Raw genomic sequence first — 22,825 nt, forward strand, 5'->3', positions numbered from 1 at the left:
TGCTCAGCCGGTGGTGCCTCGGGCGGCGGCGAGGAACGCGTCGTTCTCCTCCGGCGTGCCGATCGTGACGCGGACCCCCTCCGGGAACGGGCGGACGATCACGCCGTGGCTCTCGCACTGCTTGCCGAAGCCGATCGGGTCGGCCACCGGCAGCCAGAAGAAGTTCGCCTGCGACGCCGGGGTGCCCGGGACCAGCGCGCGCAGCTGCGGCAGCAGCCGGTCCCGCTCGGCCAGGACCAGGTCGACCCGGCGGCGCATCTCGTCGGCCGCGTGCAGCGCCGCGATCGCGGCCGCCTGGGCGAGCATGTTCGTCGCGAACGGGGTGAGCACGGTGCGCAGCGTGTTCGCCACCTCCGGCGAGGCGACCAGCCAGCCGCAGCGCAGCCCGGCCAGCCCCCACGCCTTGGACATCGTCCGCAGCACCACCACGTTGGGCCGGTCGGCGAACTCGACCAGCCCGTCCGGCACCTCCTCGTCGGTGATGAACTCCCGGTACGCTTCGTCCAGCACCACCAGCACGTCGTCCGGCACCGCGTCCAGGAACCGGGTCAGCTCGGCCCGGTGCAGCGCCGTCCCGGTCGGGTTGTTCGGGTTGCACACCAGTACGAGCCGGGTCGCCGGGGTGATCGCGGCGAGCATCGCGTCCAGGTCGTGCCCGTGCCCGGCCGACGTGCTTCCTCCCGCGGAGGCCGTCGCTGGCAGCTTGTTCGGTACCTGCACCGAGCGGGCGCCGGCGCCGAGCACGACCAGCGGGTACGCCTCGAACGAGCGCCACGAGTAGACGATCTCGTCGCCCGGTTGGCAGGTCGACTTGCACAGCAGGTCCAGCAGCCCGACCGAGCCGCAGCCGGTGACGATCCGGTCCGGCGTCACCTCGTACCGCTGGGCCAACTCGTCGCGCAGCGCGATCACCGCGGCGTCCGGGTACCGATTGACCTCGGTCATCGCGGCGGTGATGGCCTCGGGGACGCCGGGCAGCGGGCCGTACGGCACCTCGTTGGAGGCGAGCTTGATCGCGGCCGGGATACCCAGCTCGCGGGCGAGGTCGGCCGGACTGCGGCCCGGCACGTACGGCGGGAGCGCGGCCAGGTCCGGTCGGGTCAGGGGACGACGATCGCTCTCACTCATGAGACGTCCTTCCGTCGTTGGCCGGCCCGTCCGCGGGCGGCGGCAGGTCGGCGGGCCGGGCCGACACCACGATGGTGCGGGCCGACTTGTCGTGGATGCACTGCGCGAGCGGCTTGTCCCAGGTGCACCAGAGCACGTCGATCAGCTGCACCGGGGCGCAGCACGGGAAGAACAGGTTCGGGATCGCCATCACCGCCCAGCGGCGGAACGACGATCCGAAGTCGGCCGGTGCGCCGTCCAGCCGGACCACCTTGATGCCCAGCAGCCGCTTGCCGAACGTCTGCCCGTTGCGCGCGGTACCGATCACCTCGTAGGCGAACCAGAGCACCAGCGAGATCGCGATCATCGCGTAGAGCAGGGTGGTCAGCTGCGGGTCGTTCGGCACCTCGGTCTGCGGGTTGACCATGGCCTCCCGCACGTACGGCATCAGTGCGGCGATGTACTTGTAGCCGAGCCAGGCGTTCGCCACGATGCTGAGCGCCCCGACGATGGCCACGTCGATCAGCCGGGCGCCGAGCCGGCGCTCCAGCGACGCCGACACGAAGCCGGCCGGCATCGTCGGCTTCGGCAGCGCCCGCAGCACGGCGCCGGGGCGCAGCAGCTCCGGCGGCACCTGCTGACCGGCACCGGTCGTGGCGGGATGCGGCACCTCGGCGCCGGTCCAACCCGGATGTACCTGCGGGGTCTCCGGGACGGGTGGCGGCGGTGGCGGTGGCTGGGGCGGGGTCGCCGGCGGCGTGGCGTCGGCCGGCAGCGGGTCGCCGAGCCACTGCTCGCCATCCCAGTAGCGCTGCGTCTCCGGCGCCGCCGGATCCTTGTACCACCCGGGGGAGATCGACTTAGCCATGCCGAGTCACCGCGGCACTCGAACCGGGGTGGGGACCGGACGCACGGTACCCGTGATTCGCGCGCTGACGATTCGCTCGCTGACGCTCGCTCATGCACCTTCCTCGACGACCACCGTGCCGACGCGGGCCCGCGAGACCGCTGCCGGTGGGCGCGACCACGCACGGTGGAGGGCCCGGCGAAAGCTGACAGAGCAAGGTTACGGGTAGCAGCAACCGGAACGACCGCCCCCGCCCCCGGGGCCCGGCCGTGGCACCGGCGCGGGCCGCGACGTCGTTGGCGCGGCCCGCGCCGGAAGAACGCGGCGCGCGGGCTACAGGTTGCCGCGGCGCTCCTGCTCGCGCTCGATCGCCTCGAACAGCGCCTTGAAGTTGCCCTTTCCGAAGCCCATCGAGCCGTGCCGCTCGATCAGCTCGAAGAACACCGTCGGCCGGTCCTGCAGCGGCGCGGTGAAGATCTGCAGCAGGTAGCCGTCCTCGTCCCGGTCGACCAGGATGCCGCGGTCCTGCAACTCGGAGATCGGCACCCGGACGGTGCCGATCCGGGCGCGCAGCTCGGCGTCGGAGTAGTACGAGTCCGGGGTCTTGAGGAACTCGACGCCGGCGGCGCGCATCGCGTCGAAGCTCGCGATGATGTCGTTCGTGGCGATCGCGATGTGCTGCGCGCCCGCCCCGCCGTAGAACTCGAGATATTCGTCGATCTGCGACTTGCGCTTGGACACGGCCGGCTCGTTGAGCGGGAACTTCACCTTCCGGGTGCCGGAGGCGACCACCTTGCTCATCAACGCGGAGTACTCGGTGGCGATGTCGTCGCCGATGAACTCCTGCATGTTGGTGAAGCCCATGACCTTCTTGTACCAGTCGACCCAGTAGTCCATCTTGCCCAGCTCGACGTTCCCGACGACGTGGTCGATGGCCTGGAAGAACCGCTTGGGCTGCAGCCCGGCGTCGATCAGCTGCTGCCGGTTCACCATCGGCTCGCGGGCGACGAACCCGGGCAGGAACGGCCCGTCGTACGCCGACCGGTCGATCAGCGTGTGCCGGGTCTCGCCGTACGTGGCGATCGCGGCGACGCGCACCGTGCCGTGCTCGTCGGTCAGGTCGTGCGGCTCGTCGAGCCCGACCGCACCCTGCGCGACCGCGTGCGCGTAGTTGGCGTCCACGTCCGGTACCTCGAGGGCCAGGTCGACGATGCCGTCACCGTGCTTGGCCCAGGACTCGCCCACCGCGGTACCCGCGTGCACCTCACCGGTGATCACGAACCGGGCCGAGCCGGACGTCAGCACGTACTCGGCCAGGTCGCGCTGGCCCTGCTCGGGGCCGCGGTAGGCGACCACGGTCATGCCCATCGCGGACGAGTAGTAGTGCGCCGCCTGCTTGGCGTTGCCGACATAGAACCGGACGTGGTCGAGCCCCTTGACCGGGAACGGGTCGGCGCTGATGTCGTGCTCGACCGCACCGATCAGGGTGGCCTCGTCGATCTGCTCGGCCGGACGGTCCATGGCGGTGGTCATGGTGCGCCTCCCAGGCTGTCGTACCGGTTGGATGCGGGCAGCATCGTGCAGCCGGCCACCGTTGGGCAATAGTGCGCGAGAATGCTGGTCAGGTTGCTCCACAAGCCGGTCACGGGCGGTGAGACAGTGCGCAACGTGTACAGCGAAACGGGACATTCACTGGACAGCCTGGATGTCCGGTTGCTGTCCCTGCTGACCGCGGAGCCCCGCATCGGCGTCCTGGAGTGCTCCCGCCGGCTCGGCGTCGCCCGCGGCACCGTGCAGGCCCGCCTCGACCGGCTGACCTCCCGCGGCGTGATCCGCGGGTACGGGCCGAGCATCGACCCGGTGGCCCTGGGCTACCCGGTGACCGGCTTCCTGACCCTGGAGATCCGGCAGGAGCGCGGGCATCGCGCGGTGGCCCGGCACCTCGGCTCGATCCCGGAGGTACTGGAGGCGCACACCATCACCGGCGCCGGCGACATGATGTGCCGGGTGGTGGCCCGCTCCAACGCCGACCTGCAGCGCGTCATCGACCTGATCCTCGGGTACGACGGGGTGGTGCGCTGCTCCACGATCATCGCCCTGGACGAGCAGATCCCCTACCGCGTCCTCCCCCTCGTCACCGAAGCCGCCACGAAATCGAGCTGATACCGCGCGGTATCACGCGGTACCATCGACTCATGGCGATGACGTTGCGACTCACCGACGAAGAGACCAAGCAGTTGCAGGATGCTGCCGAGCGGGAGCACCTCTCGATGCAGGAGGTTGCCCGGCGGGCGATCCGCGAGTACGTCTCCCGCCGCACGCAGACGCGCGACGCGGCGTTGGCACGGATCGTCTCCGAGGACGCGGAACTGCTCGACCGGCTCGCGCAGTGACCGACTACCTCGATCTCGCGGACCTGATCGCGGCCGCTCGCGCCTACCTCGGACGCGAACCCGAGGTGCGCGACTGGGGTCTGCTGGAGTCGGCGCTTGCCCGCCCCCGGGCCACTGTGTTCGGCGACGACGCGTACCCGCAGTTGCGCCAGAAGGCTGCGGCGTTGCTGCACTCGCTGGCGCGCAACCATGCGCTGATCGACGGAAACAAGCGACTCGCCTGGGTGTCCACCCGACTGTTCCTGATACTCAACGGCGCGGATGTCCGGGCGCCCAGCGTCGACGAGGGAGAGCGGCTCGTCGTGGCGATCGCGGCCGGTGAACTCGACGTCGAGAAGATCGCCGCGACGCTGTCGACCTGGGCGGTCCAGCCCGGCTGACCGAGGATTTCAACCTTTCCGTGCTCGTCAACCAAGGTTGACACCGTGGCCGTGTCAACGTAAGTTGACGGTATGGCTACTGGAGTGCAGCTGGCCGAGGCGGCTGGCAGCAAGGACCCGGCGATCGGCCTCCGGGCGGTACGAGCGCTGCGCGAGCTCGCCGAGCGCCTGGAGGCGCTGCAGGTGGCCGCGGCGCGCGAGGCGGGCTGGTCCTGGGAGTCGATCGCGGTGCTGCTCGGGGTCAGCAGGCAGGCCGTGCACAAGAAACACGCCAAGGGTCGAAAGGATCGCTGACGATGTTCGAACGGTTCACCAAGGGCGCCCGCGCGGCCGTGGTCATGGCGCAGGAGGAGGCGCGGGCGTTGCGGCACGACCACGTCGGTACCGAGCACGTGCTGCTCGGCATCCTCGCCATCGACCGGGGCCCGGCCGCCGCCGCGCTCACCTCGCTCGGGGTCGCGTTCGAGCCGGCCCGGGTGTACGTGGCGGGGCTGGGACACGAGCACGACAACGCGCTGGACGCCGACGCGCTCGCCACCGTCGGCATCGACCTGGCCGAGGTCAGGCGGGCCGCCGAGGAGTCGTTCGGGCCGGGCGCGCTGGACCGGCCGACGAAGCCGTTCCAGGCCGGGCACATCCCGTTCGATCCGGCCGCGAAGAAGACGCTGGAGCTCGCCCTGCGGGAGGCGGTGCACCGGAAGGACACCGAGATCAACGACGGGCACATCCTGCTCGGCGTGATCCGGGCGGAGCCGAACCCGGCGACCGCGACGCTCCGGGCACTCGGCGTCGAACCCGACGCGGTACGCGAGGCGGTCGAGCGGGAAATGCCGCACCGGGCAGCGTGATCCTGCCCCTGCTGCGGTGGGTTCCCGAGCCGGGGCCGACCGCGCGGTACCGTCGCCGGGTGGAACAACTCGACCGGGGCAACGCCGCCCGCGGCTGGGTGGCGGACGCGGTGCGCAGGGTCGCCGCGGACGCCAACCGCAGCGCCGACACGCATCTGCTCGCCTTCCCGCTGCCGTTCGACTGGGGCATCGACCTGTACCTCAAGGACGAGTCGGTGCATCCGACCGGCTCGCTGAAGCACCGGCTGGCCCGGTCGCTGTTCCTGTACGGGCTGTGCAACGGCTGGATCACCGAGGGCACCACGATCGTGGAGGCCTCGTCCGGTTCCACCGCGGTCAGCGAGGCGTACTTCGCCCGCATGCTCGGGCTGCCGTTCGTCGCGGTGATCCCGGCGACCACCAGCCCGGAGAAGATCGAACTGATCGAGTTCGCCGGCGGCCGGTGCCACCTGGTCGAGGACGCCTCCCGGGTGTACGACGAGGCGCGCACGCTGGCCGGCAAGCTCGGCGGCCACTTCATGGACCAGTTCACCTACGCCGAGCGGGCCACCGATTGGCGCGGCAACAACAACATCGCCGAGTCGATCTTCGAACAGCTGGCGCTGGAACGACACCCGATCCCGGAGTGGATCGTGGTCGGCGCCGGCACCGGCGGCACGTCCGCGACCATCGGCCGGTTCCTCCGGTACCGGCAGCACCCGACACGGCTCGCCGTGGTCGACGTGGAGAACTCGGCGTTCTACCAGGGCTGGGTCGACGACGACGCGGAGCACACGGTGTGCGCCGGCTCCCGGATCGAGGGCATCGGCCGGCCCCGGGTCGAACCGTCGTTCCTGCCCGGCGTGGTCGACCGGATGATGCGGGTGCCGGACGCGGCCTCGATCGCCGCGATGCGCGCGGCGGCCACGCTGCTCGGGCGGCGCGTCGGCGGCTCCACCGGTACCAACCTGTGCGGGGCGTTCGCGCTGATCGCCGAGCTGCGCGCGGCCGGCCGGACCGGCAGCGTGGTGACGCTGCTGTGCGACTCCGGCGACCGCTACGCCGGCACGTACTACGACGACGACTGGCTGGCCGCGCAGCACCTGGACCCGGCACCGTACCTCGCCACCGTGGAACGCTTCCTCGCCACCGGCCACTGGCGCGAACCCTGACCCACGCACCGCCCGCGCCACGGGGGCAACGCGACGTCACCCGATGATCGACGGTGTGCGGTCTCAGACGACCCGGTCGGCCAGGCCGGGGTAGTGGCGGACCAGCCCGTCCGGGTCGACCGTCAGCTCCGCGGCGAACGACCCGGACTGGTAGCGCACCTTGTCGTCGCCGATCGCCCGGTAGGTCTGCTCGCTCGGCAGTACGGTCAGCTCGGGCAGCAGCACCCAGGCCGCGGTGATCGTGTGCGGCACCGTGTCCGGCTCGTGCAGCAGCCCGAGCCGGCGCAGCGGCAGCATCGTGGTGAGTGGCGAGAACTGCAGGTCGACGTCGGTGGCCGGGGACAGCTCCTCCGGCAGCTCGGCGCCGGGCAGCGCCGCACCGGGCCGCCCGGCCCGGGCGAGCAGCTGGTCCAGCCGGCCCGACTCGTTCGCGGTGACCCGCCACCGACCGGCGGCGCGTTCCAGGCGCACCCGGCGCCGCCAACCGGCCCCTTCGGCCTCCACCTCGAGCATCCGGGTCGCCCACGTCTCGTCGGTGAGCAGCTGGAACTGGCACACGTACGGCACCGGGTCGGCGCTGATGATCGTGCCGCGGGCACGCAGCCCCTGGCTGTCGTCGTACAGCACGTGCTCGGTGCCGGTGGTGTCCAGCCGCCGCCACAGCGCCGACCTGCCCAGCGTCGCCATCTCGCCTCCCGTGTCAGCCACCTGCCGCGGTCGAGTCGCGGCACCCCGCCCGGGGCGACTCCCGACCAGCCTGCCACGGTGCCGGCCGGTTCGACGGTCCACCGCTCGGCGTGTGCGCGGGTCAGGCCAGGATGACCCAGAGCGCCACGCCGATCAGTACCAGGAACACCACGCCGATCAGCAGAACCAGCATGGTGCGCCGGGTGGAGGTCTGCTGGTTCAGGTCGCCGGTGGCATCCGGCGGCGCGTTGCGCGGTCCGAGGATGCTGCCGGCCAGCGACCCGGTCGTCTCCAGCGGGTTCAGCGCGGGATAGCCGGGTGCCGCCGCACCGGGCGCACCCGCGGTGGTCGGTGGGCCGCCGGCGGGAGACGCACCCGCGGTGGTCGGTGGGCCGCCGGTGGGAGGCGCACCCGCGGTGGTCGGTGGGCCGCCGGCGGATGTCGGGGCACCGGCCGGATTCGACGCACCCGTGGTGGTCGGTGGGCCGCCGGCGGGTCCTGCCGCACCGGGTGCACCCACGGTCGGTTGGCCGGCGGAGCCGGTGCCGACCGGGGGGCCGAACGTGCCGGGTGCGGAGCGGTCGATGCCGCCGGGGCGGGCGGCGGCGCGGTCCGCGTCGGTCCACGGCCGGGGCGGCGGATCGGTCGCGTACCGCGGCTCACGTGCGCGATCGGATCCCGGCCGGGCGGCGTCGCCCGGTCCGGCGGTCTGCTCGGGCCAAGCGGCGTACCCGGATGCGGCGGCGCCGTGCCCGGGCGCGGCACCGGTGTACGGGTCCGGGGCCGGCCCCGGCTGCTGCCGGTGCGCGGCACCGGCGGGCTGGTCGTACTGCTGCTCGTGCCGACCCGGGGCGGCGGACCGGTACTCGTTCCGGTCGGGTGCCTGCGGGCGGTGTGCATCGGCCGCGGTGCGGTCGTGCTCGGCGGCGAGTTGGGCAGCGAAGCGTTGCGCGGGTGGCAGGCTGCCGGGCGGAGCCTCGGCCCCGTCACCCAGGAACGCGGGATTCTGCTGTCGGGGTGGGGCGCCCGGACCCCCCGGGCCGCCCCCACCGGTACCGCCACCCTCGCCGCCGTCCCGCCGCGCCTGCTCGCCGCCGGCCCGGTCCGAGCCGCGCCACCACGAACCGGCGTCCGGCGCGGCGCCGCTCGGCTCCGGCGGCGCCGAGTTGGGGTAGCGCGGATCGGCAGCGCCGTACGTACCGGGCTGGCCGCCGGCCGGCGGCTGCCCGCCGTACTGGCCGGGCGGGTACGCCTGGTCCTGCGGCGCCGCCGTCCCGCCGTACTGCCGGTCGGGCTGCTGCCCACCGCCGTAGACCCCGCCGTACTGCTGGTCGCCGGGCTGCTGGCCTGCACCGTACTGCTGGTCGCCGGGCCGGCCGCCGTGCTGGTCGTCCGGCGCACGGTACTGGCCCGCCTGGCTCGGTGGCGCGCCCGCCTGGCTCGCCGACCGGTACGGGCCGCCGCCCTGCGGCGCGCCGTACTGGCCCTGCTCGTGCGGGTCCGGCGCCCGGTAACCGCCCTGGTCCTGCGGCGCGGCGGCGAATCCGCTTTGGTCCTGCGGTGCGGGCGCGCCGTACGTGCCGCCGCCCTGCGGCGCGGCACCGTAGGCACCCTGGTCCGGCGGTGCGGCACCGTACGTCCCGCCGCCCTGCGGTGCGGCACCGTAGGCACCTTGGTCCGGCGGCGCGGCACCGTAGGCACCTTGGTCCGGCGGCGCGGCACCGTAGGCACCCTGGTCCTGTGGTGCCGTGCCGTACGTCCCGCCGTCCTGCGGCGCGGCACCGTACGTTCCCGAGCCGGCGTTCGACGGCCCCGCTTCGTAGGACCCGGCGCCCTGCGGTGCGGCACCGTACGGGTCGGCGGCGGTCGGCCCGCCGTACCGGTCCTGCTGCGGATTCTGGGACGGCTCGGCGGGGTTGCGCTGCGCCGGTGCGCCGGCCGGACCGGCACCGTTCGGGTCGGCCGGTGGCCAGCCGGGCTGCGCCGGCTGGGAGCCGCCCGCGGCGGCAGGGTCGCCGGCACCGGCCACGCCGTGCTCCCACCAGCCGTTGGCCCGCTGCGCGTCGGCACCGCCCTCCGCCGGCGTCGCCGCGGCGGGCTGTGCGGGGTTCGGCTCGCCGCCGGTGCCACCGTCCAGCAGCGCGGCGAGTTCGTCGGCGCTGATCCGGTTCGCGGCCGGCACCGTGGCCCGGCCCCGGGCGGCGACGACCGGCGGCACGTCGTCGCCCGGCCAGGGCGCGGCGGCCGGCGGCCAGGCGGCCGGCGGGCCGTCGTCGGCCGGCCGCGGCTCGTCGTCGCGCGCGTGCCGGGCCGCGCCGTCGCCGTACTCGACCGGTTCCGGCCTTGCCTGCCCGTAGCCGGCCTGCTCCGGTCGCGCCTGCTGGTAGCTGGGCTGTTCCGGCCGGGCCTGCTCGTAGCCAGACCGCTCCGGCCGGGCCTGCTCGTCACCGGGCTGCGCGTGCTCATGCCCGGCCTGCGCCTGCCCGTACTCGGGCTGCGCCGGCTGCTGGTGCCCGGGCGGCGGGCTCTGCTGGTACCCGGGCTGCTCGGGTGCGGCCGGCTCGGACCGCTGCTCGTGGCCGGATGCAGCGGCGGCCGGTTCGGCCGACGGAGCCGGCTCCTGCCAGGCGTCGGCGAACGCCGCCCACGGCGACCCGCCGTCCGCCGCCGGCGCGGCCGCGTCCGCTGGCGCGTACCGGTCGACCGGTTCCTGGCCGGGTACCGCGAAGCCGCCCGATGCGGTGCCGGCCGCCTCGCCCGGCACGGGGTGCCCCGCGCCGCCGTCGGCTGGTGCGTACCGATCGACCGGTTCCTGGCCGGGCATCGCGAAGCCGCCGCCACCGTCGGCCGGCGCGAACCGGTCCCCGGGTGCCTGCTCGGGCGTGCCGCCATCCGGCGCCGGCGCCTGCTCGCGCGGCGCGTAGCGGTCGACGGGCTCCTGCCCGGGTACGGCGAAGCCGCCCGGACCGTCCGCGGGCGCGTAGCGGTCGACGGGCTCCTGCCCGGGTACGGCGAAGCCGCCCGGCTGCGCTCCCTGGTCGGCCGGCGCGTACTGCGCGCTCTGGTCGGCCGGTGCGTACCGGTCGGCCGGCTCCTGGCCCGGCACCGCGAAGCTGCCCGCGCCGTCGGCCGGCGCGTACCGGTCCACGGGTTCCTGGCCGGGTACCGCGAAGTTGCCCGATGCGGTGCCGGCCGCCTCGCCCGGCGCCGGGTGCCCCGCGCCGCCGTCGGCCGGTGCGTACCGGTCGACCGGTTCCTGGCCGGGCATCGCGAAGCCGTCGGCCGGTCGGTCGGCGGACGCGTGCTCGGCCGGGGCCGGCTGTCCCCGGTCGCCGAACCAGTCGCGCTGGTCGTCGGCGGACTGGGCCTGCTCGGCCGGCTGGCTGTGCTGCCCGGCGGCCGGCTGCTCCGGCGGCGTCGGGTCGGACCACGCTGCCGGCTGGTCGGCGTTCGGCTGGCTGTCGCCGGCGGGCGCGGCGGCGGCCCACGGGTCCGGCGGCAGCTCGTCCGAGTCGTAACCGCCGAGGTCGGCCGGGGAATCGGGGGTCTCGGCCGGCACCGGCGCCGGCTCGTCCGGGCCGGGCGCGGCGCCGCCGACCCACACCGGCCCGTCCACCGGTGGCGGGGGCGGCTGGTACGGCTCGGGCAGCGCGGCGGCCTCGTCCACCTGCGGCTCGCCCCAGCCGGGCGGCGGTTCCGGCGGCTCGCCGTCCGCGCCGGGCTGCTGTCCCGGCTGGTCGCCGGCGTGCCGGCCGGCCTCGCCGGGGTACCGATCGGCCGGCGCGGCGTCGCCCGGCTCGGGCTGACCGCCCCAGCTCGACGCGGCCGGCTCGGCGGCCGGCGGTTCGCCCCACGACGTGCCCGCGCCGGGCTGACCGCCGGGCTGGGCCGGCGGTTCGCCCCAGGCGTCGGCGGAGCCACCGGGCTGCGCCGGCGGTTCGCCCCACGCGTCGGCCGGGCCGCCGGACTGGGCTGGCGGTTCGCGCCACGCGTCGGTCGGGCCGCCGGACTGGGCAGGCGATTCGCCCCGGGCATCCGGCTGTTCGCCCCAGGCCGGGGCTGCGGGGGCCGGTGGCGCACCCCACGGCGTGGACTCCGGCGGGATCTCCCGGCCGGCGGGCTGCTGCGGGTCGCCCCAAGGGTTGCTGCCCGCCGCGGGCGGCTCGCCCCACGGACCGTTGCCCGTCGGTGCCTGCGACTCGCCCCACGGACCGTTGCCCGTCGGTGCCTGCGACTCGCCCCACGGACCGTTGCCCGTCGGTGCCGGCGGCTCGCCCCACGGCCCACCAGCGGGAGCGCCCGGCTGGCCGGCGGGCGGCCAGGACGGCGGTTGCGCCGAGCCGGCGGGCGCCCGGTACTGGCCGGCAGCCGGTGGCTGGTCGACCGGCGTGCCGCAGCGCGGGCAGATGCCCACGGCCGGTGGCACGCGCTCACCGCACGTCGAACACGTCCGGTCTTCCATCGAGCCCTCCCAAGGCTTCCGGCAAACGCTCCGTTTCACGGTGCCATATCGCCGCGATCAGGCCCACGCTGCGCATGGCCCGTCGAAGGGAACGTCACGCTGCCCGGTCACCATCGACCCGGCCCCGTGAGCCTACGAGGCATCGGCGGCGCTCATTTGACAGGGACCACCCAGTTTGCCCACATCATGGGACCCGGCCGACCTCCCGCACGGACCGTACCGGTCGGGTACCGGCATGCAGTGTCCGGTGCGTTCAACGGTGGGGTGATTCAGCAGGTCGGCGACGGGCTCGCGGACCCCGACGGGCTGGGGCTCGGGCTGGGGCTGGGCGAACCGGAGCCGGACGGCGAGGGACTCGCCGAACAGCTGGGCGACGGGGAGGTGCCGTCCCCGTCGCCACCGGACGGCGAGGTGGACGGCGACGTGGACCCCGACGGCGAGGTCGACGGGCCGCCGGGGGTCGCCCCGGTGGAGCCGGACGGCGACGGGCTCGGCGAGGTACCCGACGGGGACGGGCCGGGGGAGGCCGGCGGCTTGGGCTTGGTCGGCTTCTTCTTCACCGCCGGCACCACCCGGGTGGCGCCGTAGAAGCCGCCCAGCGACAGCGGCACGACCTGCACCGGGATACCGAACGTCGGCGCCTGCACGATCTTCCCGTGCCCGACGTACATCGCGACGTGGTAGATCGAGGTGGACACCCCGGGGGTGTTGCCGTAGAAGACGAGGTCACCGGGCAGCAGCTTGGACAGCGGCACCGGCGAGCCGGCGGTCGCCCGGTACTGCTGGTCGGCGATGCGGGGCAGCGCCACCCCGGCATGCTGGTACGAGTCGAGCACCAGGCCGGAGCAGTCGTAGGCGTTCGGCCCCTCGGCCCCCCACACGTACGGCTTGCCGACCTGGTGCACCGCGAACCTGACCGCGGCGAGCGCCTTCGCGTTGGCCTGCATCCCGTCGACCGCGCCACCGATGGTGCCCCGGTACTGCTGGGCGGCCTGCTGCTGTTGCTGCTGCAGGGTCGACAGCGAGGCGTTGTTCTGGTCCTGCAGCTTCTTCAGGTCGGCCTTGGCCTGATCGAGCTGCTTGCGCAGCGACGCGTACCGGTCCTTGTCGGTGCGCTGGTCCTTCAGCGCCTTCTGGTAGGCCGCGTCGGCCGCCGCGTACAGCTTCTTGGCCTGCCGGTACGACGCGCCGGCCGAGCTGCCCTGCACGGTGCCGGGCTCGGCCAGCCACGGCGCGAGCTTCGCGAGCTGGCGGTACTCCCGGGCGGACGGGTCGAGGTGCCGCGGGATCTTCGCCGCGCTGCGGTACGCCTTGCTGCCGTTGTCGCCGGCCCGGCCCTGGAAGTAGTTCATCTCCTCCCGGGCCACGTCGAGGTTGCGCTTCGCCGCGTCCACGTTCGACTGGGCGGTGTCGATCTGGTCCTGCGCCTGCTTGGCCTGCTCGGCGAGGGTCTGCACCTTGACCGTCTGGGTGGCGATGCGGCTGCTCAGCGGCCCGGTCGGGTCGGTACCCGCGGCGGGCCGGCCGGTGCTGCCGGGCGTGCTGCCGGTGCTGGGGGGGACCACCGGGCCGCCGGTCTGCGGGCTGGCGCCGGCGTCCGGTGGTGCGGCCGGCGCGCCGCTGGTGCCGCCGTCCACGGCGGAGGCGCCGGTGGCGTTCGGCGCGGCGGAGGCGGTGCTGGGGCCGGTCGCGGCAGCGGTGCCGCCGGCGAACAGGATGACCGCGGCCAGACCGGCGGCCGCCAACCACGGTCGCCGTCGCATCCTGCGGTCTGTCCGCCGTGCCGCTTTCCGCATGTCACCATCCCGCATCACGGTCGCCGGGCCCGATCGCCGCGGCCAAGCTGCGCGCCGCGGCCGCCGTTGTCGACTTCGACCGCAGACCCTGATGAACCTCGCCAAGGCGGTCACCACGGTACGGCACCCACCGCGAACCTTCCACCGATCACCGGTCACAAAAGCCTGTGAGCAGGAGGTGCCGTGCGGACGTCCGAGGGGGGTGCCCGATCCACCGCGACCGGGCTCGTAGGCTCGTCGGTACGAGTCGCAGACGGTGCCGGCGCAGGTCGGTGGCGGGGAGAGGAGTTGCGCCATGGCGGCGCCAGAACTGTCGGTACGCGCCGACATCGAGGCCAGGCTGGCCGCCGGTGCCCGGCTGACCGCCGAGGACGGGGTCGCACTGCTCGGCGGCGACGACCTGTCCTGGCTCGGCGGCCTCGCGCACGCCCGCCGCACGGCCACCGCCGGCGCGGTCACCAGCTTCCTGCCGGTCACCGATCCGGCCGCGACGCCGCACGTGCTGACCTGGCAGTACGCCTCGGGTCAGCCGGCCGCCGACCGGGTCGCCGAGCTGCTCGCGTTGCGGGACGAGCCGGCCCGGGTGTTCGCGCCGGTACGCGCCGCGGCCGGGCCGGACGGGCACCAGGTGTCGCCGGCGGAGATCCTCAAGCTGTTCGCGGTGTGCCGGCTGCTGTTCGACCAGACCGTCACGATCGGGTGCGACCTGGCCAGTCACCCGGAGTCGACGGCGCAGTTGCTGCTCGACTTCGGCGTCGCCGACCTGCTGGTCCCGGCCGACGGCTTCGACCCGCAGCACGTCGCCGAGCTGATCTGGGACGCCAACGGCACCCCGGTGCACCGCGCCCCCGATTTCACCACCGTCCACGACTACGGCCCGGCCACCCCACCGGCCGCCCGCCGCGCCCAGCCCCAGTCCGTCTTCACCTGACCCCCGACGCCGCCGAGCCCGTCCCGACGCTCCGAAGCGAGCCGGGCGGGGTCAGGATCTCGTCTCTGGTTCCCCGGTAGGGGGTTGTCAAGGGGGCGGCGCGCCCGAGCTGGGTTCCCCGCCCCCTGATCGGCAACGCGGATCAGTGGTGCAGGTTGGAGAACTCCTGGCGAACGATCCCACCCAGGATCGCGCACCAGGTCGTGGTGTCGGCGAGCCCGTTCGGCGGCAGCCCGTGCAGCCGCTGCATCTGGCGTACCGCCTGCCGGGTGGCGCCGTCGTAGGTGCCGTCGACGGTCACGTCGTAGCCCTTGTGCGCGAGGATGCTCTGCGCCGCCTTCACCGCGTCGCCGGTGGCGTGCGGCAGCAGCCGGGGTGCGAGCGCCTCCCAGGTCGGCTGGGTGACGGTACCGTCGCTGGCCACCTCGAAGCCGTGCTTGGCCTGGAAGTCCTGCACCGCGGCGAGCGTCGCGGCGTCGAACGCGGCGTTCGGCGTCACCGTGTCGTACCCGTTCGCGACGAGCAGGTACTGCAGGGTGGTCACGGTCGAGCCGGCGGACGAGGTGAAGATGTCCGGCCAGGTGCGGGCCGGCACGTCGGCCAGGCGTTCGCCGCAGGCGGCGGCGACCTCGCGGCGCAGCGTCGGGAACTCGCGGTAGAAGGCGATGCCGGGGCAGTCGGTGTTGTTCCAGTCCCAGTGGCCGAAGATGTTCCACGCGTGGATGCCGTACTGCTGGCAGATGGTGGTGCAGAGCCGGACGAGCGAGGCGAACTGCTTCACCGTCGGGGTCTCGGTGATGTAGGTGCCCTCGTTCTCGATGCCGATCGACTGGGTGTTCTCGCCGACGCAGTGCGCGCCCTGCACCTGCTGGGTGCCGAGTTCCAGCGACGGCAGCGACTCGTGCCGGCCCTCCAGCACGTACCCGCCGCGGCTGACGGTGAAGTGCTGGCCGGTGTCGGCCCAGCCGTTGTGGTCCATGTGCAGGTCCTGGCAGTCGCGCGCCAGCTGCTTGGCATGTTCCTCGGAGTAGTCGGTGACGTTCGGGAACGCCATGTGGTGCACCACGATCTTGCGGGTGGTGCCGTACCGGATGGTCAGGTCGCTGTCCGGGACGAACCGGGCGTCCCAGCCGGCGCAGTCGATGATCCACGGGATCTTGGTGGTGGGCGCCGCGGCGTCGGCGGCGGTGGCGCTGGAGTCGGCGAGCGCGGCGTCGGCGCCGGCGAGCAGTCCGAGGCCGGCGGCGCCGGCGACGGCCGCGCCACCGACGCCGGTACGGACGACGGTGCGGCGGCTGATGCCGTGCTGGGGTGGGGTCATGTGGGGTCCCTTCCGGCTATGGCAGAGATATGCGGGAAGTGGTGCCGACACCGGAGAATATTGTCAATCGGGGCCGCGGCGACCCCCGTGCGGACACCCACCCCCGAATCGTGACCTGCCGCCTCCCAGATCACCGCAGTTCGGACGGTCGGAACCGCTGCGCGGCGTTCCAGGCGGCCTGTTGCTCGCCGGCGCGGCGCCACAGGGTGGCCAGGTCGGCCGGCGGCAGCGGGGGCAGCCCGAACTCGTCGGCCAGGACCGCGGCGAACTCGTCCACGTCGGTCAGCTCGCGGGTGTCCCCGGCCGGCGCGAGGAACCCGTCGCCGAAGCCGACGTCGGCCAGCATCGGCCCGCGCTCGGTGCCGACCAGCAGGGCGAGATGGTTGCCCCAGGCGGATTCGCCGTCCCGGAGCCGGTTGACCGCGGCGCGAACGAGCCGGACCGAGAATCCCAGCTCGCGCAGCAGCAGCCCGAACGCGCCGTTCAGCTCGAAACAGAAACCGCCGTGGCGCTCCTCGACCACGCGGCGGAACAGCGCGTCGCGGGTCAGCGCCGGCACCCGCCCCAGCTGGATGCCGAGGTTCTCGTACGGCACCGTCGCGAGATGCGCGCGGTGCAGCGCCGCGAGGGTGTCGGAATCGGCCCGCACCGGGCCGGCATGCCCGATCCGCCGCAGGTACTCGGTTGCCTCGGTCACGGCGCGATCATGCCCGACCGGTACGACGGCCGACGGGGGTGCCGGGCGGCCCGCGTACCCTCGGTCAGGGGCTGGTGAGGTGCGGACCGTGCAGCAGGCCCGACAGCTGTCGGCGAGGGCAGGAGTGCGATGGAGCGGGCGAAGTTTCCGCGCCGCGATCCGGACGGCCGGGTGGCGCGGTTCGGCGACCTGATCGCCGCCGCGGTCGTCTGGCTGGTGGTGGCGTTCCTGGCGCTGACCGTCATCGACGTGCTCAGCTCGCTGGTGGGGGTCGGCGACGTGGGCTCGTCCCGCGGCTGGCTGATCGCGATCCTGGCGCTCTGGCTGTACGTCGAGGACTTCCGGGCCTGGCGCGGGGTGCGTTCCCGGCTCGGCATCATGCTGATCGCGCTGCTGCTCGCGATCCTGGTCGGCGGCGCCGCCGGGTACGGGCTGGCCTACCTGGCGTCGGGGCTGCCGGCGCTGGTCACCGGCTCGGTCGGGGCCGCGGTCGGCGTCCTGGTCTACGCGCCGATCTGGTTCTACGGCATTCGTTTCGTGGAGTGAGGGAGACACGACGGTGAGCCCTGCGGTGAAGTACACGCTCGGGCGGATCGGGTTGTTCGTCGTCATCGGTGCCGTGGTGTATCCGTTCGGGCTCAACCTGTTCGTCACGCTGATGATCGCGCTGGTCGTCTCGATGCCGCTGTCCTACTTCGCGCTGCGCAAGTGGCGGGAGCAGATGGCCGAGCGCATCGACGGCTCGGTGCAGCGGCGCAAGGAGGAGAAGCAGCGGCTGCGCGCCGCGCTCTCCGGCGACGACGAGAACGACGACAAGTAGGCCCGAACGCCGGCCGGCGCCAGCGTGATTGACCGTCGGCCCGCCGGTCGCCGCGTGGGGGAACGCGACGCCCGACGGGCCGGACGCTCGGGTGCGTACCCGAGAGGCCGGTGGCGGCGTCCGGGCGAGACGCCGCAGCCGGTGGCGGTTGCCGGTCAGCCCCAGTTGGGGTTGTGCCGGTCGGTGGGCTTCGGCCACGGCAGGTGCGAGGCCTTGTACAGGTAGGCGACGCCGCCGGAACCGCTGCCGGTGCCGCCGCTGGTCAGGTGGCGCTTGGTGCGCAGCCAGATCGTCTCGAACTGGTGCCGCTTGTACACGTGCCGCACCTTGCTGTCGTCCGCCGACGCCGGGTCGTTGACGATCACGTCGCCGTCGTCGGTGAAGCCGACGATCACCAGCAGGTGGCCGGAGGTGTTGTAGCCGGCGCCGTCGAGCTCGGTGGCGTAGAACGACACCGAGCAGACCACCGGGATGCCGCTCGCGACCAGCCGCTCCGCCTCGTTCAGCGAGCGGATCTGGGTGACGATGCAGTCCAGCCCGCCGTACGTCGCCGCGTACGCGGCGTTGAACGGCCAGTTCCCGCAGCCCTCGTACTGGTAGTCGTAGGTGTACCGGGCCGAGTAGTCGACCTGCGGATCGGCGTAGCTCGGGTCGACCCACGCCAGCTGCCGGGCGGTCGGGTCCTTGCCCCAGCGGTACAGGACCATCGTGGTCGAGGTCGGGCTGCACCAGGCCTCGCCGCCGTTGTCGTACTCCGGGTACTGGCCGGCGTGGATGTCCTGCGAGAACGTCGGGACGTCGATCTCCACGCCGTGCTTGAGGCCGAAGGTCGACACCGGCACGTCGAACCGGGCCGGGATGGTGGACGCGAACGCGCCCAGCCGGTACACCAGCGGGGTCGCGTGGCTGCCCTTCGGCCGATACAGCGTGAGCCGCAGCTGGTAGTCGGTGAGCAGCACGCCGTTCGCGGCGTCGTCCGAGTCGACCGCGAACGTGTCGGTGTACACGCCGGACCACTCGTCGCCCTGGCCGTCCAGCGAGGTACGGCGGATGTCGGCGTCGCTGTCGCCGGCCGTCCAGCGCCCCATCACGTACCACGGGGTCTTGTTGCCGGTGGTGTAGCTGCCCTGCATCTCGATCTGGATCCAGGTGCCTTCCGGGGTGTCGGCGTTCCACGACGCGACGAGCTCGGTGGCGCCGAAGTCGAGCTTGTACACCGGCGAGGTCCACGTCGCGTACTCGTACTCGCGGGTGGTGCTGGTGTGCGGGTCGGTGTAGCTGGTGGTGCCGACCGGACGTGCGATCACCACGCCGGGCCGGCGACCCGGCCACGCCACGGTGCCGTCGTTGTGGCCGCGGAGCCAGTCGGCGAACTTCGTGTGGGCGTGATAGTTGATCGGGACGTCGTCGGTGGCGGCGTTGCGGCTCGGCGCGGCAAGGGCGCTACCGGGCACGACCAGTGCACCGGTGACCGCGGCCGCGCCACCGAGCAGCGTGCGTCTGCTGACCGAGAGGGAACGTGTCATTGCAGCTCCATATGCGCAAAGGTTCCACGACGCCCGTCACTATTCTCCAGGTCGAGAACTTTCGCCAGGGCTTCGGTTGGATGGAAGATTTCTCGTTACCGGGCAAAGAGGGGCCGATCGTCCGGGTATGACCGCACGTGGCGCGCGCCACCTATGGGCTGCGCTGCCAGCAGTTCGCCCGATACGGTGACGCGATGCGCGGGGCACGCCGATCGGCACGGGCCGAAGAGACACCGCAGATCCGCCGCACCCTCCGCGACTTCGGCTGGACACCACCCGGCGAAACCGGTACGCCGACCGGCGGCACGCCGTCGCCCGGCCCCGGCCGGCACCGCACCCGACGCCACCGCGGCCGCCGCATCGCGGTACTGGTCGCCGTCACGCTCGCGATCGCCGTGCCCGCCGCCGGCGGGTACGGGTGGCACTGGGTGCACCAGCACCCGCACGGCGTCGTCGGCACCGCCTTCGGCGTCGACGATGGGCGCGGCGCGCCGGACCGCGCCAGCCGCGGCGGTGCCCGTACCACCCCGTCCGGGTCGCCGAGCGCGTCGACGTCCACGTCGCCGTCGGCGTCGGCCAGCCCGTCGAAGCGGGCGACGAAGTCCGCGAAACCGAGCCACTCGGCCTCGCACTCGACCCGGTCCAGCACGTCGCCCGAGTCGACCGGCACCAGCCTGGCCAGCCAGTACGAGCAGCAGGTGCTGATCGAGATCAACGCGGCGCGGAAGTCCGCCGGCTGCGGCGCCCTGCGGTACGACTCCCGGCTGGCCAAGGCGTCCCGCGCGCACAGCGAGGACATGGCCGCGCACAACTACTTCGACCACACCGCGCCCAACGGCAGCACCCCGTGGGACCGGGCCAAGGCCGCCGGCTACGACCAGCCGTCCGCGGAGAACATCGCCGCCGGCCAGCGCACCCCGCACGATGCGGTGCAGGCCTGGCTGCACAGCTCCGGCCACCGCGCCAACATCATGAACTGCGACTCGCACGCCACCGGCATCGGTTTCGCCCGCGGCGGCAGCTACGGCTACTACTGGACCGAGCTGTTCGGGTACGTGTGAGCCGCCGACGGCCGGCGCGACCCGGCTACCGGTCGCGGTGGGCGTGGGCGGCGCCGAGCACGAACGCCAGTACCAGACTGAACAGCCAACCCAGCGCGATCGGCACGCTCACGGCATCCGCCGCACCAGCAGCTCGGACAGCCGCGCGTAGAACGTGGTGACCTTGGCGTTGTCGGCGATCTCGTCGACCGGCACCACCCGCAGATAGACCGCCCCGTTGACCAGCGCCGGCATCCGCGACACCACCATGCCCCACCAACACCCGTGCCCGTGCACTCCGGCCGCCGGCGAGATGAACACCTGATCGCCCGCCCGGATATCGTCCGCGGACAACACGTATGTCGCAGTTGGTTTAGGCTTCGCCACAGCCGGTACCTCCAATACCGGTCAGGCTCTCGGGGCGCCGTGCCGGGCTCCCCGAGGGCCGCCTCATCTCATGTCCTCAGCATAGAGCAACTTGTATCTCCTGTCTACGTTGAGTACGCTAAAGCAGACAGGTATAACGTCTGACCTGCGCATACGCTTGTCGGCGTGGCGATCACCGTCGATATCAAGGACCCGACACCGGTCTATCGCCAGATCGCGGATCAGCTGGAGAAGATGATCCGGTCTGGACAGTTGAAGCCGGGGGAGAAGCTGCCGAGCGAGACGACCCTCGTGCAGGAGACCGGCGTGGCTCGGACGACCGTCCGGCATGCCCTGGAGGCATTGCGCGACAAGGAACTCATCATCACAGCGGCGGCGCGTGGCTCTTGGGTCAAGGAGTAGCGCTAACCGCTTTTGGCAAGCCACGTACGGCGGCCCGTTCGATGGTTACGTGTGTAGTATGTACGATTTACTAGCGTTCGGGAAATAGGCATTCTCCGTCCGCGGCGGAACAGGGCTATTATCTGAACATGACTGAGGGGTCGCCACTACCAACCGACCGTGAGCTGGTCTCGGTGGCGACGCAGGTCATCGAGCAGCGGCTGCCGTCGACCTGGGCGTTGTCGCTTGACGAGGCGCGGCAGCCAGCAGACCAGGGCGCCGACGCGATCCTGTCGCTGCGGTCGCCCGACGGTGCCGAGGTCGCCGTGATCGTCGAGGCGAAGGGCGTGGTCGAGCCGCGGGACGTTGCTGCGATGCGCGACCGGCTCAGCCGGCTGCTCTCTCGCTACCCGGGAAGCATTGGCCTGATCGTGTCCCGATACCTCTCGAACTCCACCCGCAAGCGTCTCGCCGAGGCCGGTCTGTCCTATGTGGATGCATCCGGGAACCTGCTGGTGCGTGCGGACGAGCCGGGCCTGTTTCTCTCGGATCGGGGCGCGGACCGGGATCCGTGGCGTGGTCCCGGGCGGCCTCGCGGAACCCTCGCCGGAGAGCCCGCGGCCAAGGTCGTCAGAGCGCTGGTCGATGCGACTGGGCCGTGGAAGATCCGCGACTTGGTGCGTGTTGCCGCCGTGTCGACCGGCTCCGCATATCGGGTGCTGGCATATCTGGAGTCTGAGGATCTGGCGCGGCGGGACGATGCCGGGTTGATCAGCGTCCCCGACTGGCCCACGCTGCTCCAACGCTGGAGTGCGGACTATCAGTTCCTGGGGACCAACTCGGTCGCCCGCTACATCGCTCCTCGCGGTCTGCCGACGCTACTCGACCAGATCCGTGGCGCGGGGGTGGAGGACTACGCGCTGACCGGCTCCGCGGCGGCCGCAGCGTGGCAGCCGTATGCGCCCGTCCGATCCGTCATGGTGTACGCCCGTGACCCCGACCGAGCTGCAGCCGCGTGGGGTGCCCGCGCCACCGATGCTGGCGCCAACGTTCTGATCGCGCGGCCGGCCTACCCGGTCGCGCTTGCCCGCACCGTGCAAGCTCTCGACGGGCTCACTGTGGCCGCTCCAGCCCAGGTGGCCGTCGACCTGATGACGGGGCCTGGTCGGGCACCCGCCGAGGCAGCCGAACTCCTGGATTGGATGAAACGCAATGAAAACGCCTGGCGATGAACGCGCCGACCTGCTGGTCCGTGCTCGGGCGGCCCTGTTGGATGCGCTCGACGCCCTTGCCGAGCAGCGCCATGCCGTCATCGTCATTGGGGCCCAAGCGGTCTATCTGAGAACCGGCGGCATCGAGGTTGCTCTCGCGGAAGCAACCAAGGACAGCGACGTCGCGCTCGATCCGCGGCTTCTCGCGGACATGCCCCGGGTGGAGGCTGCCATGCAAGACGCGGGCTTCCTACCGGCTTCGAACGGGCAGCCGGGGGCCTGGGTCAATCAGGATGGCATTCCGGTCGACCTCATGGTTCCGGAACAACTTGCCGGCCCCGGCGGACGGCAGGCCCGCGGCGCTCGGATTCCGCCGCATGACAAGCGAGCGACCCGACGAGCCCGGGGGCTGGAGGCGGTTCTGATCGACCACGACCAACTGGCGGTCCCCAGTCTCGATTCTGGCGATGGTCGTGTCGTCACCGTCAACGTTGCCGGCCCGGCCGCGCTGCTGGTCGCGAAGCTACACAAGATCGCAGAGCGGTCCGAAAGCCCAACCCGGCTCAACGACAAAGACGCCCATGACTCCTATCGGTTGCTCCGGGCAATCGGCACCTCGACTCTTCAGGAATCCTTCGAACGCTTGCGGGCCGACCAGTTGTGCGGCGAGGTCACTCGGCAAGCATTGGAACATCTCGATTCCCTGTTCGCGGCAGGCCCGGATGCACTCGGTTCAGCGATGGCCGGGCGGGCCGAAGAAGGTGTCGGCGAGCCCGAACAGGTTGCCGTCGCCGTGTCACTGCTGGCCGGTGATCTCCTGGCGAGTCTCCGCTGAACTGT

General features: G+C 72.8%; 23 protein-coding genes. 13 read left to right on the forward strand and 10 right to left on the reverse strand.

The features are described 5' to 3' along the window. Positions 1–3 precede the first annotated feature (3 nt). From hisC to hppD, 3 genes are all read right to left on the reverse strand, one after another. Complete coding sequence (gene hisC, locus Asera_RS09450; RefSeq protein WP_030446572.1) at positions 4–1,128, reverse strand: histidinol-phosphate transaminase; 1,125 nt, start codon at positions 1,126–1,128, stop codon at positions 4–6. Then, positions 1,121–1,975: an RDD family protein gene (locus tag Asera_RS09455; protein WP_051802304.1), complete on the reverse strand. Its 855-nt coding sequence runs from the start codon at positions 1,973–1,975 to the stop codon at positions 1,121–1,123. Before Asera_RS09455 ends, hisC begins: the two co-directional genes overlap by 8 nt. 312 nt (positions 1,976–2,287) lie before the next feature. After that, positions 2,288–3,487 (reverse strand): 4-hydroxyphenylpyruvate dioxygenase, encoded by a 1,200-nt coding sequence (gene hppD, locus Asera_RS09460; protein WP_030446574.1) that lies wholly within the window; start codon positions 3,485–3,487, stop codon positions 2,288–2,290. Positions 3,488–3,622: 135 nt separating this feature from the next. On the opposite strand from hppD, the gene Asera_RS09465 reads away from it, so the two are divergent. The 6 genes from Asera_RS09465 to cds1 all read left to right on the forward strand — a co-directional run bounded on the left by Asera_RS09465 (position 3,623) and on the right by cds1 (position 6,726). Continuing rightward, positions 3,623–4,117 carry an Lrp/AsnC family transcriptional regulator gene (locus Asera_RS09465; protein WP_035296934.1) on the forward strand — a complete coding sequence of 165 codons (495 nt, stop codon included), beginning with the start codon at positions 3,623–3,625 and terminating at the stop codon, positions 4,115–4,117. Positions 4,118–4,149: 32 nt separating this feature from the next. Then, positions 4,150–4,347: a ribbon-helix-helix protein, CopG family gene (locus Asera_RS09470; protein WP_035296820.1), complete on the forward strand. Its 198-nt coding sequence runs from the start codon at positions 4,150–4,152 to the stop codon at positions 4,345–4,347. Then, complete coding sequence (locus tag Asera_RS09475) at positions 4,344–4,727, forward strand: type II toxin-antitoxin system death-on-curing family toxin (protein ID WP_030446576.1); 384 nt, start codon at positions 4,344–4,346, stop codon at positions 4,725–4,727. Before Asera_RS09470 ends, Asera_RS09475 begins: the two co-directional genes overlap by 4 nt. A gap of 72 nt (positions 4,728–4,799) precedes the next feature. Beyond that, complete coding sequence (locus Asera_RS09480; RefSeq protein WP_030446577.1) at positions 4,800–5,021, forward strand: hypothetical protein; 222 nt, start codon at positions 4,800–4,802, stop codon at positions 5,019–5,021. Positions 5,022–5,023: 2 nt separating this feature from the next. Continuing rightward, the gene (locus Asera_RS09485; protein ID WP_030446578.1) at positions 5,024–5,575 is read left to right on the forward strand and encodes a Clp protease N-terminal domain-containing protein; all 552 of its coding nucleotides are present in this window, start codon (positions 5,024–5,026) and stop codon (positions 5,573–5,575) included. A 59-nt stretch (positions 5,576–5,634) separates the two neighbouring features. Beyond that, positions 5,635–6,726, forward strand: coding sequence for an L-cysteine desulfhydrase Cds1 (gene cds1 / locus Asera_RS09490; protein ID WP_030446579.1), 1,092 nt, complete (start codon positions 5,635–5,637; stop codon positions 6,724–6,726). 63 nt (positions 6,727–6,789) lie between these two features. Here the strand turns inward: cds1 and Asera_RS09495 are convergent, their stop codons facing one another. From Asera_RS09495 to Asera_RS09505, 3 genes are all read right to left on the reverse strand, one after another. After that, positions 6,790–7,434, reverse strand: a complete 645-nt coding sequence (locus tag Asera_RS09495; protein WP_342344415.1) for a putative glycolipid-binding domain-containing protein — start codon at positions 7,432–7,434, stop codon at positions 6,790–6,792. Between the two features lie 100 nt (positions 7,435–7,534). Beyond that, a complete protein-coding gene (locus Asera_RS09500) occupies positions 7,535–11,839 on the reverse strand; it encodes a hypothetical protein (protein ID WP_157034835.1) in 4,305 nt (1,434 codons plus the stop codon). A gap of 305 nt (positions 11,840–12,144) precedes the next feature. Continuing rightward, a complete protein-coding gene (locus Asera_RS09505) occupies positions 12,145–13,638 on the reverse strand; it encodes a C40 family peptidase (RefSeq protein WP_157034836.1) in 1,494 nt (497 codons plus the stop codon). Between the two features lie 328 nt (positions 13,639–13,966). On the opposite strand from Asera_RS09505, the gene Asera_RS09510 reads away from it, so the two are divergent. Beyond that, positions 13,967–14,602: a hypothetical protein gene (locus Asera_RS09510; protein ID WP_051802305.1), complete on the forward strand. Its 636-nt coding sequence runs from the start codon at positions 13,967–13,969 to the stop codon at positions 14,600–14,602. 142 nt (positions 14,603–14,744) lie between these two features. Here Asera_RS09510 and Asera_RS09515 read toward each other — a convergent pair whose 3' ends face one another. Beyond that, the gene (locus Asera_RS09515) at positions 14,745–15,923 is read right to left on the reverse strand and encodes a peptidoglycan recognition protein family protein (protein WP_030446584.1); all 1,179 of its coding nucleotides are present in this window, start codon (positions 15,921–15,923) and stop codon (positions 14,745–14,747) included. 130 nt (positions 15,924–16,053) lie between these two features. Continuing rightward, a complete protein-coding gene (locus Asera_RS09520; protein ID WP_051802306.1) occupies positions 16,054–16,620 on the reverse strand; it encodes an arylamine N-acetyltransferase family protein in 567 nt (188 codons plus the stop codon). A 129-nt stretch (positions 16,621–16,749) separates the two neighbouring features. Here Asera_RS09520 and Asera_RS09525 point away from each other — a divergent pair, with 129 nt between their 5' ends. Both Asera_RS09525 and Asera_RS09530 read left to right on the forward strand, forming a co-directional pair. Beyond that, positions 16,750–17,166 carry a hypothetical protein gene (locus Asera_RS09525; protein ID WP_030446586.1) on the forward strand — a complete coding sequence of 139 codons (417 nt, stop codon included), beginning with the start codon at positions 16,750–16,752 and terminating at the stop codon, positions 17,164–17,166. Between the two features lie 13 nt (positions 17,167–17,179). Continuing rightward, positions 17,180–17,440, forward strand: a complete 261-nt coding sequence (locus Asera_RS09530; RefSeq protein ID WP_030446587.1) for a DUF4229 domain-containing protein — start codon at positions 17,180–17,182, stop codon at positions 17,438–17,440. Between the two features lie 155 nt (positions 17,441–17,595). Here Asera_RS09530 and Asera_RS09535 read toward each other — a convergent pair whose 3' ends face one another. Further along, on the reverse strand, positions 17,596–18,966 hold the full coding sequence (locus Asera_RS09535) for a C39 family peptidase (protein WP_030446588.1): 1,371 nt from the start codon (positions 18,964–18,966) through the stop codon (positions 17,596–17,598). Between the two features lie 194 nt (positions 18,967–19,160). On the opposite strand from Asera_RS09535, the gene Asera_RS09540 reads away from it, so the two are divergent. Next, positions 19,161–20,027: a CAP domain-containing protein gene (locus Asera_RS09540; protein WP_157034837.1), complete on the forward strand. Its 867-nt coding sequence runs from the start codon at positions 19,161–19,163 to the stop codon at positions 20,025–20,027. Between the two features lie 108 nt (positions 20,028–20,135). Here Asera_RS09540 and Asera_RS09545 read toward each other — a convergent pair whose 3' ends face one another. Next, positions 20,136–20,360: a hypothetical protein gene (locus Asera_RS09545; RefSeq protein WP_212804543.1), complete on the reverse strand. Its 225-nt coding sequence runs from the start codon at positions 20,358–20,360 to the stop codon at positions 20,136–20,138. A 198-nt stretch (positions 20,361–20,558) separates the two neighbouring features. Here Asera_RS09545 and Asera_RS09550 point away from each other — a divergent pair, with 198 nt between their 5' ends. From Asera_RS09550 to Asera_RS09560, 3 genes are all read left to right on the forward strand, one after another. Beyond that, complete coding sequence (locus tag Asera_RS09550) at positions 20,559–20,795, forward strand: GntR family transcriptional regulator (RefSeq protein ID WP_051802308.1); 237 nt, start codon at positions 20,559–20,561, stop codon at positions 20,793–20,795. A gap of 173 nt (positions 20,796–20,968) precedes the next feature. Next, positions 20,969–22,006, forward strand: a complete 1,038-nt coding sequence (locus tag Asera_RS09555) for a hypothetical protein (protein ID WP_211255595.1) — start codon at positions 20,969–20,971, stop codon at positions 22,004–22,006. Further along, positions 21,987–22,820 (forward strand): GSU2403 family nucleotidyltransferase fold protein, encoded by an 834-nt coding sequence (locus tag Asera_RS09560; RefSeq protein ID WP_030446592.1) that lies wholly within the window; start codon positions 21,987–21,989, stop codon positions 22,818–22,820. The genes Asera_RS09555 and Asera_RS09560 overlap by 20 nt, the downstream gene beginning before the upstream one ends. Positions 22,821–22,825 lie beyond the last annotated feature (5 nt).

The sequence above is a fragment of the Actinocatenispora sera genome (assembly GCF_018324685.1).
Classification (GTDB): domain Bacteria; phylum Actinomycetota; class Actinomycetes; order Mycobacteriales; family Micromonosporaceae; genus Actinocatenispora; species Actinocatenispora sera.

Excerpts from the sequence above, each read along its gene's own strand:
- hisC (WP_030446572.1), bottom strand. The coding sequence starts at position 1,128 with ATGAGTGAGAGCGATCGTCGTCCCCTGACCCGACCGGACCTGGCCGCG.
- Asera_RS09455 (WP_051802304.1), bottom strand. The coding sequence starts at position 1,975 with ATGGCTAAGTCGATCTCCCCCGGGTGGTACAAGGATCCGGCGGCGCCG.
- hppD (WP_030446574.1), bottom strand. The coding sequence starts at position 3,487 with ATGACCACCGCCATGGACCGTCCGGCCGAGCAGATCGACGAGGCCACC.
- Asera_RS09470 (WP_035296820.1), top strand. The coding sequence starts at position 4,150 with ATGGCGATGACGTTGCGACTCACCGACGAAGAGACCAAGCAGTTGCAG.
- Asera_RS09480 (WP_030446577.1), top strand. The coding sequence starts at position 4,800 with ATGGCTACTGGAGTGCAGCTGGCCGAGGCGGCTGGCAGCAAGGACCCG.
- Asera_RS09485 (WP_030446578.1), top strand. The coding sequence starts at position 5,024 with ATGTTCGAACGGTTCACCAAGGGCGCCCGCGCGGCCGTGGTCATGGCG.
- Asera_RS09505 (WP_157034836.1), bottom strand. The coding sequence starts at position 13,638 with ATGCGACGGCGACCGTGGTTGGCGGCCGCCGGTCTGGCCGCGGTCATC.
- Asera_RS09510 (WP_051802305.1), top strand. The coding sequence starts at position 13,967 with ATGGCGGCGCCAGAACTGTCGGTACGCGCCGACATCGAGGCCAGGCTG.
- Asera_RS09515 (WP_030446584.1), bottom strand. The coding sequence starts at position 15,923 with ATGACCCCACCCCAGCACGGCATCAGCCGCCGCACCGTCGTCCGTACC.
- Asera_RS09525 (WP_030446586.1), top strand. The coding sequence starts at position 16,750 with ATGGAGCGGGCGAAGTTTCCGCGCCGCGATCCGGACGGCCGGGTGGCG.
- Asera_RS09535 (WP_030446588.1), bottom strand. The coding sequence starts at position 18,966 with ATGACACGTTCCCTCTCGGTCAGCAGACGCACGCTGCTCGGTGGCGCG.
- Asera_RS09540 (WP_157034837.1), top strand. The coding sequence starts at position 19,161 with ATGCGCGGGGCACGCCGATCGGCACGGGCCGAAGAGACACCGCAGATC.
- Asera_RS09560 (WP_030446592.1), top strand. The coding sequence starts at position 21,987 with ATGAAAACGCCTGGCGATGAACGCGCCGACCTGCTGGTCCGTGCTCGG.